Genomic DNA, 13,819 nt, shown 5'->3' on the forward strand with positions numbered 1-13,819 from the left:
CCAGCGTCTTCTACCGGGCCCGCGTCCACTTCGGCTTGTCGGGTGCCCTGGCCGTGTCCGTCACGCGCGGCACGACCCAGGTCGGCTCGGCGCCGAGCCTGCCGTACACGTACAGCGCGGGCAGTGAGCTGGAGGTCCGCGTGCGGCTCGTCGGGCACACCGTGCAGATGCGGGTGTGGCCCGTCGGCCAGCCGGAGCCCGTCGACTGGACCCACACGGTCACGATCACCACGGACACGATCGCCGCCGGCGAACTCGGCCTCACCGCGAGTGCCTTCAACGGCAACACCAACACGGCGCCCGAGATCCGCTTCGACGGCTTCGAGGTCGTCACGCCGCAGCTCGCCACCGTGGTCCGCTCCGTGAACGGCGTCATCAAGGCGCACGCCGCGGGCGCCGCGGTGGCGCTCGCCCACCCGATGCGCACCGCGCTCTGACCAGGAAGGAGGCCAGATGCCGATCCTGGCAGGCCAGATCGTCACCGCGGGCCAGCTCGACCGGATGCAGCCCACGCCGTACTCCGCCGAGTGCACCGCGGCCCTCACCGGCACGACGACGTACCAGCCAATCCCCGGGCTCACGATCACCCTCGCAACCGAGACGGCGGGCGCCCGGTTCACGGCGGCCGGGGTGTTCGATTGCAGCGTCACCACGGTCCACGCGACCAACCTGATGGTGGGGAAACTGCAGATCAACAGCGTCGACCAGTCGGGGCTCGCGATCCACGCGATGGACACCCTGGACCGGGACACGGTCGCGATGTCCTGGTCCGGGACCCTCGGCTCTGCGGGGACGCAAACGTTCACCCTGTTGGGCGTGGTCAACGCTGCGGGCGGTGGCGGGTTGTTCCACATCAACTCACGCTTGGAAGTCGTGATCTACGAGGTCACGTAGCCCCTGCCCCCTCTCCCCAACGCCCCTCGCCGTCCCGGCCTGGGGCTTTCTCGTGTGCCCTGGAGGCCCATCATGCAATTCGTCCGGCGCTCCGACTGGGGCGCGCCCGCCACTGCCGCTGACCGGATCGCGAAGGTCCGCGGCGTGAAGATCCACTACCTGGGGACCGCGTACACCTCGCGCGCGCACGACCGGTGCGACGACCAGGTCCGCGCGATCCGCGCTGCTCACCTCGCGGACAAGGCCGAGAACTACTCGGACATCGCGTACAACCTCCTCGTCTGCGAACACGGGTACGTCTTCGAGGGGCGGGGCGCGTACCGGCGCACGGGCGCCAACGGCAATCCCACCCTCAACGTGCGGCACTACGCGGTCTGCGCGCTCCTCGGCAGCAAGGGCCTCGCCACGCCGACGGACGCCATGCTGCACGGCCTGCGGGACGCGATCGAGTACCTGCGTGAGCACGGCGCCGGCCTGGAGGTGCAGGGCCACCGGGATGGCATCGCCACGAAGTGCCCGGGGGATGCGCTGTACGACTGGGTGGAGCGCGGCGCCCCGCGCCCCGGCGGGAGCGACCCCGTACCGCCGTCGAAGCCGGCGCCCGGGACGAAGCCGGCTCCGAGGCCGACCGTCGACCTGTCCCGGCTGATTGCCGCCGCCCGGAGCGACCCGCCGAAGAAGGGCACCCCTGTCAGCTACTACGGCACCAAGACGGTCGAATCCGCGCTGGTGGCCGAGCGGCTGCTGTCCCGCGAGTTGGCCGACGGGCACTTCGGCACGGCCACGGTGCGCGCGTACGCGGCTTGGCAGCGGCGCTGCGGCTACACCGGGGCCGCCGCCGACGGCATCCCTGGCAAGGCGTCCCTCGAACGACTCGGCCGCGCCCGCGGCTTCACCGTCACCCCCTGAACTGATCGGAGAACCCCCCCATGTCTCGACTCGTCCTCGACACGATCGAACGCACCGCCGGCACGTACGTCGTCGCCCTCCTCGGGCTGCTGCTCGCCGACGGCTTCGACCTCACCAACCTGTCTGCGCTCAAGGCCGCGGCAATCGCGGCGATTCCGGCGGGCCTGTCGGTGCTGAAGGCCGCCGTCGGCACGGCCATCGGCGATCAGGCGACGGTCGGTTGGATACCGCGGAGGCGCGGGTGACGCCGGCTGAGTCGACGCAGGTGGCAGTGGAGCTGGAACGGATGCGCGGCACCCTCGAAGCTGGCTTCGCTCGGGTGGACGGCTCGCTCGCTCTGCTGGTGCAGCGGTCGGATCAGACAGATCAGCGGCTCGCCGACCACGAAGCGCGGCTCGATGCGCTGGAGAAGTCCCGGTGGCCGCTGCCGTCGCTGGTCGCGCTGACGGGGCTGGGTGCGCTCCTGGTCGCGCTCTGGCAGATGAGCGCCCGCTGAAAGAGGCAACGGGAAACACTGGCGTTGCCCTGTCGGCGCGCGCTGCTGCGGTGCACGCTGGCGGCATGAATCCTCCCTTACTGCGGGTCGTGTCCTTCGGGTACGGCCATGGCCCGGCGCCGACTGCGGACATCACCTTGGACCTGCGGCGTTCCCTCAGGAACCCGCATCACGACCCGGCCATGAGGCACATGACCGGCCTCGACGAACGCGTGTACCAGCACGTCCTCGACACCCCGGGGGCGCGACACCTCGCCGCCCAGACCACGCTCGCGGCGCACATGCTGCTGACGGAGACCAGCAGCCCAGTGGTGACCGTCGCCGCCGGTTGTGTGGGCGGTCGGCATCGGGCGGTCGCGATGGCTCGGGAGATCGAGCAGCAGGCGCGGTCGTACGCTGCGGCGGCGGGGTACGAGGTGCAGCTGGTGCACCGTGACGTCCACCGCGACGTGCTGCCGTCGTCCGTCCACAGCTGAGGCACTGCCCCCGTCCGCTCCCTTCGCGGGAGCGCGGCGGGGGCTGCTTCGTGCGTTCAGGGGGGACGGCTGGGGGACGACTGAGACGTGTGGGGGACGGCTGGGGGACGCGTCCCGAACCGTGAGGCGTCCCCTCGCTGCCCCGCTCCCACCAGGACAAAGGGCGATTCAGGCGCCATGGGGGACGCGGGGGACGACTCTTACCCCCTTCTTCTCTGTCCTGATGAGGAAGGAGAGGAGAGGGATAGAGAGGAAGCCGGAAACAGCGTCCCCGGCGTCCCCACCGTCCCCCGAACCCGGCGGCTTCGTCATGCGCTGGGGAGGCGCCTGGCCAGTCGCTCCCACAGGTCGCCGGCGCCGGTCGCGGTTTCCTCGCCGGTGCCGGGTGCGTCGGCGACGGCGCGGAGGATGGCGATCACGGCGGCTGCTTCGCCTGCGGTGAGGAGGGCGAGGCGGGGCCCGTCAGTGTCGTCGAGGAGCTGGGCGAGGTCGAGGTCCATGCCGGTGCAACGGTCCGGCCCGGCGGCCGGACACGGGTGGCCGGCTGCGCTACGGTGGCGGCGCCCCGCCGTCGCGCGGGGATCAGCCCGCGGCTGGCTCCTCCGCCGCCGGGTGCCGCACCAGCTTCTTCAGCGCCTTCTCGACCTCGTACCGCGGCTGCCCGCTGTCCGTGGCGTGCGCGGTGATCGCGGCCTGTACCGCGGCGGCGGTGGGGATCGTGAGGGCGCCGGCCTGGATCTCGGTCCACGCCTGCTGCTCCAGCTTCACCAGTTCGTCCGTGAGTTCGATATCAGCCACGGCGGGATCCTACGACAGGGCGTCGATCGCCTTCACGATCAACGCGCGGGCCTCCGCCCCGTACACCGCCATGGTCCGCAGGTCCTCGAAGGCCCGCAGGTACGTGGCGATCTCCGACGGCTGCGTGACCGTGACCCGAGCGGACAGTAGTTCCATCGAGACGAGGGTGTCGTCGTAGATATGGAACGTCTCCATCGGCCAGATCGACCGGTCTCGCTGCGCGTCGGGTATTACCCCCAGCGAGATGCTCGGTATCGCGCCTGCCGTCAGCAGGTACCCGAGCTGCGCGGCCATGGCCTCCGAGTCGCCAATTTGGTGGCGCAGCACGGACTCCTCCATCAGCAGCAGTACCCGTTTCCTCGGCTCATGAAGGATCCGCGAGCGCTCCAGCCGTGCCGCAACGGCCGCCTCAACATCGTTCGGGATATCCCGAAAGGCTGTGATGCGGGTCATCAGCGCCCGGATGTATCCCTCAGTCTGAAGGAGTCCAGGCACGAGCGTCCCCGAGTAGACCCGGAAGACCCGCGTCGCCTTGAAGAGCGGCACGTAGCTGTCCTGAAGCTGCTTCAGCCCGGCGTTGACTTTCCGTTTCCACTCCACGTACATCGCCTCGGCGTTCCGGGACTGGGCGACGATGTCAGCGGTCTGCTCAGGTACGCCGCAGGCGTCGCACCAGCGGCGGATGTCGTCGGGGGACGGAGGCGTCCGTCCGTTTTCGATGCGCGATGTCTTCGGGTGCGTCCAACCGCAGAGCTGCGCCAGTTGTCCGCCTGTCAGCCCCGCCTCGGCGCGCAGGTCGCGCAACCGCTGGGCGATGCTCTGGCGCGCGGCCTGCGCCGCCGAGGAGGGTGAGATGGACATGTGGATCTCAGGCCCGGCGCTATCGAATCTCGTACTGGTCGTGCGGGATGCCCCGTTCCCAGACGGCCTCGAACGCGTCCGCGCACAGCGCGGCCGTTGCCGGGTCTTTGCTGATCTCGCCGCCGCCGGAAGCGCCTTCGCCAGTGAAGTGGTTCCAGCGGATGAGGCTGCCGTCGATGAGCCAGAAGTCGTTTCCGGGTAGGGCAAGGTCGGAGGCCTGCCGTCGCGGCAGCCATCGGATCAGTTCGCCGGCTGCGGCGTTCGTGAAGGTTCCGGAGTGCAGGAAGCGCGTGTATTCGCTCACCGGCTCCGAGACGATCCGGGCTCGGCGGACGACGACGCCCCGCGCGACGGTGCCGGCGATCAGGTCGAGCCAGGGCCGCCACCACGATGCGCGGTCGTCGGGGTCGAGCCGGTGGCCGGCGCGCCAGTCGGCGAACGGTCCGGTCTCGTAGTCGACTGCGTAGGAGTCGCGCATCTCCAGGTGGACAGCGGATTTCTGGGCTGATCCCAGGAGGTCATCCCACGCCGGTACCTGCATCACATGCCTCCTTGAGGATGGGGATCATCCGTGCGGGAATCCGGATGATCGTCTCGTGCTCGGGGACATCGGTGGCATGCCCCGGTACTGAGCCGATTGTCTGGCACTCACGGACCTCTTCGTCGGTGGCCCTGTAGGACTGGACCAGCAGGTCACCGGTTTCGGTTCGGCGCCACACGGTCGGGCTCTCGCCGTCTCCGGTGTTCGGGTCGATCCCAACGAAGACTAGGGGCATGGCCGCCTCCAACTCTCGTGGTGTGCACGGATGTTCAGTACCTTCACCGCTGCCTGGCGCTTTGGTCAAGGGGTGTTTGCACTGCTGTCCTGCGGCCGGGTGGCACCGTGAACATTCGTGAACATAGCTGGTGTTCATGCACATCGGCTTCCTACGGTCTGGGGACTGCTTCAGCCCCAACGTCTGGGAGCCCCCCGATGAAGCTCACACCCATCCCCGCCGATGTGCTGCCGGCGTCGCAGAAGTGGCCGCCGTGCACGTGCGGGCAGCCCGTCTGCCCCGACCGGTCAGCCCTCGACGACAGCGGCAGCGACTCGGCCACGCTCGCCGAACTGCGCGCCCGCACCCGCGAGGTCAACCGCGCGCCGCGGCGGCCCGCGTGAGCAGCGTGGCCGGCGATGTGCGCCTGGCGCTGACCACGGCACAAGCCCTGCCGGAGACGCACGAGGCGCTGCGCGATCGGCTGCGTGCGCACATCGGTGTGGTGGCCGGCCCGGCTGAGGCATACGCCGAATCCCTGACGGACGAGTGGCACCAGCGTGTGGTCCTGCACAGCGTCGAGAGCGCACGGAAGGCGGCCGTCGGCGTCGACCCCCAGATACCTCCGGGCGAAGAGCTGATGATCCTCGCCGAGCACATCCGCACCCTGCTGCTGTACGCCTCGCGGGCGCCCCGCCCTTGATCTCCGGCTGCCGGTGTGGCGGTCCTCGCCGGCAGCCGGGCACCACCCCGCTCTGACTCCCGTGTGCCGGCCCGAGTGTGGGGACTCGCACCGCCGGCACACGGGCTCCACGGCCCCGGCCCTGCATCTCCGCTCCCCCGCGGCAGGGCCGGGGTCCCCTACCCCCCGATTGTCAGGAGGCACCGATGCCCACCCTCGCTCGCCATCGCCGACCGCGGTGGCGCCGCGCCCGGCCCGGCCGGCACACCGCCGAGTACCTGACGGCGTACCCGCCGCCGGAGACCCCGTTCGTCCCCAGCCCGTGGACGCGCGAGTGGACGGGGCCGACGAAGGAAGGGGCCCGCGCTCACTTCGCCCGCGAGGCGGAGGCCCGGCGCCGCCGCCAGCTCGTCATCGCCCCGCACGGACTCCAAGGGAGCGCGGCGTGATGATCCTGATCCCCGTCGGCCGCACGAAGCTGACCGCCACGGACGTCACGACGTGCGAGGCATGCTGGCGCAAGCCCGTCGCCGTCGTCCGCACCGACCCCCGCGGGCGCGACCTGCTGTGCGTCCCGTGCGCCACGGAGCACAACCCGGTACGCGTCGACCTGTTCCCGCCCCTCGGGGTCTACGGCCTCACCGAGCGGATGGTGGAAGCGGGGAAGCACGGGAAGCCCACGCCCCAGATGCCGCCGAACCCCGGGCCGCACCTGCCGCGGCCGGCACCAACACCTACACCGGGCCTGCCCCCGGTGTAGAGCCGCCGGCTACTCCTCGCCGCCGGCGACGAGCTGCGCCAGCGGGACGTCGAGCGCGCGGGCGATTCGCAAGAGCAGGCTCAGCGGCGGGTCGGTGAGCCCGTACTCGACCCGGCTGATGGTCCGCCGGTCCGCGCCTGTCGCTTCGCCGAGGCGTTCCTGAGAGAGCCGCGCCCCGCGACGGGCGGCCCGGATGCGGGCGCCGATCTGCTGGCGGCGGGTGAGGACCCAAGACGGGGGCGGATCGGCGGGCGGCACCCGCCCACGCTCGATTGATCTTGATCGAAAGTCTGTACCTGGCCAGGTACATTTCCGCCTGAGCTGCCGCATGCTGCTGCACCACCACGGCGCAGCTCGGGAGCGGCGGGGTGTATGCGTGTCCGCCCCGTCGTGACGCGCGGCTTCTGGTCGCCGCGTCCCGCCCCACCCCGAGTACGGGGTGGGGCGGTTACTTTGTACGCGAGAGGGCCCCCACCGACTCATGCGATGGGGGCCCTCGCCCACGGTGCCACCCTCCCCGGTGGACGCCGCAGGTTGCGGCCGGTGCGTGTCAGGCGTGTGTGGGGAGACACACCTGCCCCGGCCATGCGCGGAACTCTACTGTCATATGCAGGAAGTTCAACTACTCCGAACGAGTGAGCCCGTTACCGCACCCCGGGGCATGATCGCGTGGGGATGTGGACTTGATGTGGACTCCAAGCCGAAGAAAGACCCTCCGACCGTAGCGGCCGGAGGGTCAAATACAGGCTCTCACCTGCTACTTCACACTGGTGGGCGCGGACGGTTTCGAACCGCCGACATCTGCTTTGTAAGAGCAGCGCTCTACCCCTGAGCTACGCACCCGTGGAGGAGGCCCCAGCCTACATGCCGGACCAGGCCGCCCCGCAAACCCGTTCCCTTCCGCACGCGGGCGGAGTGGGTGGGTGGAGAGGGGGGATAGCCCCACCTCAGGACGGTGGCGGGCCGGATCGATCGGGGTGGGTCGGGAACCTAGCGTGGAAGCGTCCACTCACCGCGTCCACGGGGGAATGATCCGCATGAACGTCCACTCGGTCCGACCCGGCTTCGCTCGCCGTCCCGTTCGCGTCGTCGCGGCCGTAGCGCTGGGGGGAGGGCTGCTCCTCGGGGTCGCGGGGTGTGGGGGGAGTACGGACGTGGCGGGGGCTCCGGTGGAGCGGGAGGTGTTTGCGTTGGAGGGGAAGGCGCTGACCGTGGACGTCGGGGACTCGGACGTGGAGATCGTGGCCGCCGACGTGAGCGACGTGCGGGTGAGTAGACAGGTGGACGGGTGGGCGGTGTTCGGGTCGGGGCCCGATGCGTCGTGGCGGATGGAGCAGGACCGGCTGACCCTGCGGGTGGACTGCGACGGGCTCGGTGACTGCTCGGCGCGGCACACGGTGCAGGTGCCGCGGGACGTCGCGGTGACCGTGGAGCACGACAACGGTGACCTGACGGCGAGCGGGTTCCGTACGGCGCTGGCGATATCGACGGACAACGCGGACGTGACCGTGCGGGACACCACGGGCGACCTCCGGCTCGAATCAGACAACGGGAGCATCGTCGCCGAGCGGATCACCGCGGCGAAGGTGCGGGCGGAGACGGACAACGGGAAGGTGCGGATCGAGTTCAAGGAGAGCAGCGCCGCGGCCGAGCGGGTCGAGGCCGTCAGTGACAACGGGGACATCGTGCTGGAGCTGGCCCGCGGCGGCGCTCCGTACGCCGTCACGGCGAAGTCGGACAACGGCAAGCGCCGGGTGGACGTGCCCACCGACGACAACAGCCAGCGGGTGGTGAAGGCCCGCAACGACAACGGGAGCGTGACCATACGTCTTGCCGGCTAGCCGAAGGCGCGGACCGGGGTCACGAACTTTTCGGGCCGTGTGTTCGTCAGTACCAGGTGGGAGAATGAACCGGGTACGGCGGGACGGCACGGGAGAGGGTTGTGACGGGGACACGCGCGCGACGGCAGGGAACGACCGCAGCCGGTGCCGTGCGTGAGGTCCGTGATTTCCGTGACTTCCGTGACTTCCGTGACTTCCGTGACTTCCGTGACTTCCTCGGGTTGGTGCTGTTGCCCGTGCCGTTGGTGTGTGCCGCCGTGGGGTCGTACGCCTTCGCGGGCGGCGGGACGCGGCGCTGGTTCGGGGGGCGCTCCGAGGGGCTGCGGGCCGACGCCCAGGCCGCGAAGGACGCCGCTGCCGCCGCGTTCTACGAGCTCGACAGCGCCCAGCGGGACCTGCGGATCTCCATCGAGACGATCACCGCGGTGGACAGTTCGTTGCAGGTGCGCGGGGCCGTCGAGGGGTTCGCGGCGCTGGGGCAGCGAATCGACGAGGCGAGCGCGCAGTACATCACCGCCGTGGACAGCCACGACCTGGACCGGGACGACCTGGACGCCTCGGTCGCCACCCGGGCCCGTCGGGAGCTGACCGCCGCCAAGGACGAGCTGGTACGGGTGAAGGGGGAGCTCGACCGGTTCGGGGAGGGGCTGGGGCCGCTGCTCGACCGGGCCGAGACCCAGCTCGCCCGGCTCGCCCCCGCCGTCGAGCGGGCGAGAGCAGCGCTCCTTGCCGCGAGCAACGCCCTCGACGAGGTGCGCGGCTCCGGGATGCGGGCGGACGACCTCGCCGCCCGGCTCGCCCAGCTCGGGCCCGAGCTGACCAAGCTCAACCAGGGCGCGGGGCGGCACGGCGTCACCGAGACGCTGCACCGCGCCGATCGGGTGCTGCGGGACGCCGAAGCCGTACGGGCCGAGGCCGAGCGGCTGCCGCAGCTCGCCGCCGACATCGACAAACGCCTGGTCTCGCTCCGCACCCGCGCCCAGGCCCTGACGAACCGCGCGGGCTCGGTCGAGCCGGTGCTCAGCGAGCTGCGGCGGCGGTTCTCGGTCGCCTGTTGGCAGGACCTCCAGCCCGTTCCCGATCAGGCCGTGGCGCACGTACGGCAGGCGGAGGAGCGGTTGCGGGAGGCGGCGACCGCCCGTGACGAGCAGCGCTGGGCGGATGCGACCGCCCTCCTCGGGACCGTGCGCGCCCTGCTGAACACCACCGACGAGGCCGTGTCCGCCGCCGGTGACCGACTCCAGCAGCTCAATGCGGTGTCCAAGGACCCGCAGGCGGAGATCGACCGCACCCGTTTCGCCGTACGGGACGCCCAGCGGTTCGCGATGGCCGGGCGCAGCACCCCCGACCCGCGGCACGCCCGGCCCCTGGACGACGCGGTGGCGCGGCTGGAGCGGGCCGTCGCGGGCCTGGAGGGGCGCCACCCGGACTACTGGCACTTCCTCACCGAGACCGACGCCGTGCGCCGCACCGCCGCGCGCGTCGTCGAGCAGATAAGGGAGGAGCGGGGCACCGCCGGGAGCTGAGCGGGGCGCAACGGAGGGCTGAGCGGCGCGACCGCCGCCGTGCCCGCTCGCGATTTGAAGCCGCGGCACCCCGGGCGGATGCTGGGAGGTACGAGTACCCGAGGAGGCCGCACATGGCCGCACACGTACTGCCCCACCGGACCCCCTCCGACAAGCAGCGGAGCCGTTCGCGCGTGATCCTCGACGAGCACCTGCCCGTCGACCACCGGCTCAGCCTGCTGTACCGCATCGGCGCCGGCCTGATGGGCGCCTTCCTGGTCGTCTTCGGCGTCCTGGGCCTGGTCGACAAGATCGGCTTCTTCAGCACCGAGGGCGCCACCGTCGTCGGGCTCAACACCAACGGCACGCTCAGCGTCCTGTCCATCTGCGTCGGCGCCCTGCTGCTCTTCGGCATGGTCAAGGGCGGCAACTTCGCCTCGACGCTGAACATGGTGCTCGGCATCCTGTTCATCGTCAGCGGCTTCGTGAACCTCGCGTTGCTGGACTCCAGCTTCAACCCGTTCGCGTTCAAGATCCAGAACGTGTTGTTCAGCTTCGTCGTCGGCCTGCTGCTGATGTTCTTCGGGATGTACGGACGGGTCAGCTCGACCCTGCCGCACGACAACCCCTACTGGCGGGCCCGCCATCCGCAGGAGGCGCAGGCGGAGGCCACGGCCCGCACCGACCACGCCCCACCGGCCGCCCCGGGCACCATCGGCACCACCGGCGCCACGGGGGCTTCCGAACCGAAGCAGAGCCCGTAGCCTTACGGCCATGCCTCGATACGAGTTCCGCTGCCACAGCTGCGACGACACCTTCGAAGTGGACCGCCCCATGGCCCGGTCGGGAGACCCCGCGTCCTGCCCCTCGGGCCACGACGACACGGTCAGGCTGCTCTCCGCGGTCTCCGTGGGCGGGACGGCGGCCGGCGGACCGACCGGTGAGCCTCCCGTGCGCGGCGGAGGCGGCGGGGGCTGCTGCGGCGGCGGTTGCTGCGGCTGAGTACTCGCCTCACGGCACGCCCCCACGGCACCTGGGCGTCACAGCCCCAGGTGCCGCAGTACGGCGACCACCCGCCGCGAGTAGCCCCCCGTGCGCGTCAGCTCCAGCTTGTCGAAGATCGCGTTGATGTGCTTCTCGACCGCGCTCTGCGACACGTACAGCCGCGCCGCGATCGCCCCGTTGGCGTGGCCCTGCGCCATCTCCGCGAGGACGTCCCGCTCCCGCGTCGTGAGCCGGGCCAGCGGGTCCTTCGCACCGGAGCCGCCGGAACCGCCGGAGCTGCGGGCGAGCAGTCGGCGCACCACCTCGGGGTCGAACGCGGTGCGCCCCCGGGCCACCCGCTCCAGCGCGTCGAGGAACTCGTCGACCTCGACGACGCGGTCCTTCAGCAGGTACCCGACGCCCCCGGGCTCGCCGGACAGCAGCTCGGTGGCGTACCGCTTCTCCACGTACTGCGACAGCACCAGCACCCCGACCTCCGGCCAGCGCTCGCGGATCTCCAGCGCCGCGCGCAGCCCTTCGTCGGTGTGGGTCGGGGGCATCCGGACGTCGGCCACCACCACGTCGGGCCGCTGCCGCGCGACCTCCGCCAGGAGCCCCTCCCCGTCGCCGACGGCCGCGAGCACGTCGTGGCCCTCCTCGGTGAGCAGGCGTACGAGCCCTTCCCGCAGCAGGGTCGAGTCCTCGGCCAGGATTACGCGCACGGCAGCTCCGCAGTGATCGTGGTGGGTCCACCGGCCGGGCTGTGCACCCGGAACCGGCCGTCGAGTGCGGCGACCCGGCTCGCCAGCCCGGTGAGCCCGCCGCCGGTGGGGTCGGCGCCGCCCGTGCCGTCGTCCGTGACGCTCAGCCGCAGCAGCGCGTCGTCCTGGTGCACGTCGACCGCGATGCGGGTGGCTCCCGAGTGCTTCACCACGTTGGTGACGGCCTCGGAGACGACGAAGTACGCGGCGGTCTCGACCTGGCGCGCCGTGCGGCCCCGCGGGGCCTCGGGCGGCGCGGCCGGGGCGAAGGTGAGGTCGACGGGGAGGGGCGTGCGCTCGGCGACGGTCTCCAGCGCCACCTGTAGCCCCGCCTCGTCCAGCACGGTCGGATAGACGCGCCAGGCGACCTCGCGCAGCTCGACCAGGGCCCGGCGGCTCTCCTCGTGGGCCTGCCGGAAGAGCTGGTCGGCGCGGTCGGGGTCGCGGCTGCGACGGGCCCGGCCCAGCAGCATCCCGAGGGCGACGAGGTGCTGCTGTACGCCGTCGTGCAGATCGCGCTCGATCCGGCGGCGCTCGTCGTCGACGGCGGCGACCACGTCGGCGCGGCTGGTGGCGAGTTCGGCGATGCGCAGCTCCAGCGCCGCGTTCGGGTCCGGGCCGAGGAGGTGGCGGGCGAGCCCGGCTTCCAGCCGGACCGTGCCGTATACACCCTGGGCGGCGAGGAAGAGCAGGAACAGGCCGAGCAGGCCGGTGCCGACGGCCTCCAGGGGGTACTCGATGGGGGCGACGATCCAGCCGGCGAGCGGGACGAGCACCCAGAAGAGCGCGACGGCCGCGCAGGACAGGGTCACCCCGCCGAGGACGCCGAGCGGGATGCGGGCGAGGGCGTAGCGGACGGCCTGCTCGGGGGCGTACCCCACCGGGGTGGGGGCGTCCAGCCAGCGGGCGAGCCGGCTCAGCTCGGCCCGGGTGGCGCGGACGGCGAGCGCGGACAGCGGGCGGTGCAGGGCGCGACGGCCCCGCGGCCAGGCGAGTACGGCCAGTAGCGGGACCCCGACGAGCAGCGCGGCGAGCACTTCCGCGAGGGCCGTCAGCGCACCGAGGGCGAGCCCGGCCGCGTACCGTGCGCCGTGCGCCGCGACCGCCTTCCAGGGCGCGCGTCCGAAGGGCTTCGACGGTCCGTTCCCGGCAGACGTCGACGGTCCGGCCGCGGCAGCCCCAGCAGGCCCGCCCGCAGTGCTCCCCGACGGCCCGCCCGCAGCGGTCCCGGACGGCTCGCTCAGCACGGTCCCGGACGGCTCGTTCGCGGTGGGCTTCCGCGGCCCGCGTACGTCCCGCCGTTTCGCATCCTCCATGATTGATCACGCTAGCCGTTTGGGGGGACCTGGCACACTGGGGTAAACCGCAGGTCAGTGTGTAGGGGCCTTCAGTCTCCCTTCAGCTCCCTTTCCTTACCGTGGAGAAATGGACCCCATGATCGTGAACGCCGCCGAGCCGATCGAGAGCAGTGCCCCGGGCTGGATCAACAGCCTGATGGACACGCTCGGCGCGCCGGGCGCGGGCATCGCCATCGCCCTGGAGAACCTGTTTCCGCCGATTCCCAGCGAGCTGATCCTCCCCCTCGCCGGGTTCGCCGCGAGCACGGGCCAGATGAACCTGATCGCCGCGTTGATCTGGACCACGATCGGATCGGTCGTCGGTGCGTGGGCGCTGTACGGAGTGGGCGCGGCGCTGGGGCGGGACCGCACGATCGCCATCGCGTCGAAGCTGCCGCTGCTGAAGGTCTCCGACATCGAGAAGACGGAGGCGTGGTTCATCAAGCACGGCCCGAAGGCGGTCTTCTTCGGACGGATGCTCCCGATCTTCCGTTCGCTGATATCCGTGCCGGCCGGTGTGGAGCGGATGTCCCAGCCGCTGTTCCTGGCGCTGACGACGGCGGGAAGCGCGATCTGGAACACGGTCTTCGTGCTCGCCGGGTACATGCTGGGCGAGAACTGGGAGTCCGTGACGGGGTACGTCTCCACGTACTCGAAGGTCGTCCTGGCGGTGGCGGCGCTGGCGGTCGTGGCCTTCTTCGTCGTCCGCATGTTCAAGGCCGGCCCCGGCAAGCGCCGCGCCTAGGTCGTGTCCTCCTAG

At 71.4% G+C, this 13,819-nt stretch carries 22 protein-coding genes, 1 tRNA gene and 1 pseudogene; 15 read left to right on the forward strand and 9 right to left on the reverse strand.

Annotated features, from left to right (window positions below; all coding sequences use genetic code 11):
• The 6 genes and pseudogenes from ABZ842_RS36005 to ABZ842_RS36030 form a co-directional block, all read left to right on the forward strand.
• Nucleotides 1-437: pseudogene (locus tag ABZ842_RS36005) on the forward strand (hypothetical protein); the annotation flags it as partial.
• Between the two features lie 16 nt (nt 438-453).
• Nucleotides 454-894, forward strand: coding sequence for a hypothetical protein (locus ABZ842_RS36010; RefSeq protein ID WP_361547033.1), 441 nt, complete (start codon nt 454-456; stop codon nt 892-894).
• 72 nt (nt 895-966) lie between these two features.
• Nucleotides 967-1,803 (forward strand): N-acetylmuramoyl-L-alanine amidase, encoded by an 837-nt coding sequence (locus ABZ842_RS36015; protein WP_361547036.1) that lies wholly within the window; start codon nt 967-969, stop codon nt 1,801-1,803.
• Between the two features lie 20 nt (nt 1,804-1,823).
• Nucleotides 1,824-2,048: a holin gene (locus tag ABZ842_RS36020; RefSeq protein WP_361547039.1), complete on the forward strand. Its 225-nt coding sequence runs from the start codon at nt 1,824-1,826 to the stop codon at nt 2,046-2,048.
• 41 nt (nt 2,049-2,089) lie between these two features.
• Complete coding sequence (locus ABZ842_RS36025; protein ID WP_361547136.1) at nt 2,090-2,299, forward strand: hypothetical protein; 210 nt, start codon at nt 2,090-2,092, stop codon at nt 2,297-2,299.
• A 65-nt stretch (nt 2,300-2,364) separates the two neighbouring features.
• A complete protein-coding gene (locus ABZ842_RS36030) occupies nt 2,365-2,775 on the forward strand; it encodes an RNase adapter RapZ (RefSeq protein ID WP_361547042.1) in 411 nt (136 codons plus the stop codon).
• Nucleotides 2,776-3,083: 308 nt separating this feature from the next.
• Here ABZ842_RS36030 and ABZ842_RS36035 read toward each other — a convergent pair whose 3' ends face one another.
• From ABZ842_RS36035 to ABZ842_RS36055, 5 genes are all read right to left on the reverse strand, one after another.
• Entirely contained in the window at nt 3,084-3,275 is a 192-nt protein-coding gene (locus ABZ842_RS36035) for a hypothetical protein (protein ID WP_361547045.1), read from the reverse strand.
• 82 nt (nt 3,276-3,357) lie between these two features.
• The gene (locus ABZ842_RS36040) at nt 3,358-3,573 is read right to left on the reverse strand and encodes a hypothetical protein (protein WP_361547048.1); all 216 of its coding nucleotides are present in this window, start codon (nt 3,571-3,573) and stop codon (nt 3,358-3,360) included.
• A 9-nt stretch (nt 3,574-3,582) separates the two neighbouring features.
• Entirely contained in the window at nt 3,583-4,434 is an 852-nt protein-coding gene (locus tag ABZ842_RS36045) for a helix-turn-helix transcriptional regulator (RefSeq protein WP_361547051.1), read from the reverse strand.
• 19 nt (nt 4,435-4,453) lie between these two features.
• A complete protein-coding gene (locus ABZ842_RS36050; protein ID WP_361547053.1) occupies nt 4,454-4,975 on the reverse strand; it encodes a DUF6879 family protein in 522 nt (173 codons plus the stop codon).
• On the reverse strand, nt 4,953-5,210 hold the full coding sequence (locus ABZ842_RS36055) for a hypothetical protein (protein WP_361547056.1): 258 nt from the start codon (nt 5,208-5,210) through the stop codon (nt 4,953-4,955). Before ABZ842_RS36055 ends, ABZ842_RS36050 begins: the two co-directional genes overlap by 23 nt.
• A gap of 197 nt (nt 5,211-5,407) precedes the next feature.
• Between ABZ842_RS36055 and ABZ842_RS36060 the strand changes: the two genes are divergently transcribed.
• From ABZ842_RS36060 to ABZ842_RS36075, 4 genes are all read left to right on the forward strand, one after another.
• A complete protein-coding gene (locus tag ABZ842_RS36060; RefSeq protein ID WP_361547059.1) occupies nt 5,408-5,593 on the forward strand; it encodes a hypothetical protein in 186 nt (61 codons plus the stop codon).
• Entirely contained in the window at nt 5,590-5,892 is a 303-nt protein-coding gene (locus ABZ842_RS36065; RefSeq protein ID WP_361547062.1) for a hypothetical protein, read from the forward strand. Before ABZ842_RS36060 ends, ABZ842_RS36065 begins: the two co-directional genes overlap by 4 nt.
• A 185-nt stretch (nt 5,893-6,077) precedes the next feature.
• Nucleotides 6,078-6,320 (forward strand): hypothetical protein, encoded by a 243-nt coding sequence (locus tag ABZ842_RS36070; protein WP_361547064.1) that lies wholly within the window; start codon nt 6,078-6,080, stop codon nt 6,318-6,320.
• Nucleotides 6,320-6,631 carry a hypothetical protein gene (locus tag ABZ842_RS36075; RefSeq protein ID WP_361547139.1) on the forward strand — a complete coding sequence of 104 codons (312 nt, stop codon included), beginning with the start codon at nt 6,320-6,322 and terminating at the stop codon, nt 6,629-6,631. Before ABZ842_RS36070 ends, ABZ842_RS36075 begins: the two co-directional genes overlap by 1 nt.
• Nucleotides 6,632-6,640: 9 nt before the next feature.
• Here the strand turns inward: ABZ842_RS36075 and ABZ842_RS36080 are convergent, their stop codons facing one another.
• Together ABZ842_RS36080 and ABZ842_RS36085 are read right to left on the reverse strand one after the other, a co-directional pair.
• On the reverse strand, nt 6,641-6,889 hold the full coding sequence (locus ABZ842_RS36080) for a helix-turn-helix transcriptional regulator (protein ID WP_361547067.1): 249 nt from the start codon (nt 6,887-6,889) through the stop codon (nt 6,641-6,643).
• 510 nt (nt 6,890-7,399) lie between these two features.
• Nucleotides 7,400-7,474: transfer RNA gene (locus tag ABZ842_RS36085), tRNA-Val, on the reverse strand.
• A gap of 311 nt (nt 7,475-7,785) precedes the next feature.
• Here ABZ842_RS36085 and ABZ842_RS36090 point away from each other — a divergent pair.
• From ABZ842_RS36090 to ABZ842_RS36105, 4 genes are all read left to right on the forward strand, one after another.
• Nucleotides 7,786-8,472 carry a DUF4097 family beta strand repeat-containing protein gene (locus ABZ842_RS36090; RefSeq protein ID WP_361547070.1) on the forward strand — a complete coding sequence of 229 codons (687 nt, stop codon included), beginning with the start codon at nt 7,786-7,788 and terminating at the stop codon, nt 8,470-8,472.
• Nucleotides 8,473-8,693: 221 nt separating this feature from the next.
• On the forward strand, nt 8,694-9,998 hold the full coding sequence (locus tag ABZ842_RS36095) for a hypothetical protein (protein WP_361547142.1): 1,305 nt from the start codon (nt 8,694-8,696) through the stop codon (nt 9,996-9,998).
• Between the two features lie 113 nt (nt 9,999-10,111).
• Nucleotides 10,112-10,741, forward strand: a complete 630-nt coding sequence (locus tag ABZ842_RS36100) for a DUF4383 domain-containing protein (RefSeq protein ID WP_361547073.1) — start codon at nt 10,112-10,114, stop codon at nt 10,739-10,741.
• Between the two features lie 10 nt (nt 10,742-10,751).
• Nucleotides 10,752-10,979 carry a zinc ribbon domain-containing protein gene (locus ABZ842_RS36105; protein ID WP_361547076.1) on the forward strand — a complete coding sequence of 76 codons (228 nt, stop codon included), beginning with the start codon at nt 10,752-10,754 and terminating at the stop codon, nt 10,977-10,979.
• Between the two features lie 38 nt (nt 10,980-11,017).
• On the opposite strand, the gene ABZ842_RS36110 is transcribed toward ABZ842_RS36105, so the two are convergent.
• Nucleotides 11,018-11,683 (reverse strand): response regulator transcription factor, encoded by a 666-nt coding sequence (locus tag ABZ842_RS36110; protein WP_361547079.1) that lies wholly within the window; start codon nt 11,681-11,683, stop codon nt 11,018-11,020.
• Nucleotides 11,674-13,038 (reverse strand): sensor histidine kinase, encoded by a 1,365-nt coding sequence (locus ABZ842_RS36115; RefSeq protein WP_361547082.1) that lies wholly within the window; start codon nt 13,036-13,038, stop codon nt 11,674-11,676. The genes ABZ842_RS36110 and ABZ842_RS36115 overlap by 10 nt, the downstream gene beginning before the upstream one ends.
• A 118-nt stretch (nt 13,039-13,156) precedes the next feature.
• Between ABZ842_RS36115 and ABZ842_RS36120 the strand changes: the two genes are divergently transcribed.
• A complete protein-coding gene (locus tag ABZ842_RS36120) occupies nt 13,157-13,804 on the forward strand; it encodes a DedA family protein (RefSeq protein WP_361547145.1) in 648 nt (215 codons plus the stop codon).
• Nucleotides 13,805-13,819 lie beyond the last annotated feature (15 nt).

It is taken from the genome of Streptomyces sp. NPDC047315 (assembly GCF_040643215.1).
Lineage (GTDB): Bacteria > Actinomycetota > Actinomycetes > Streptomycetales > Streptomycetaceae > Streptomyces.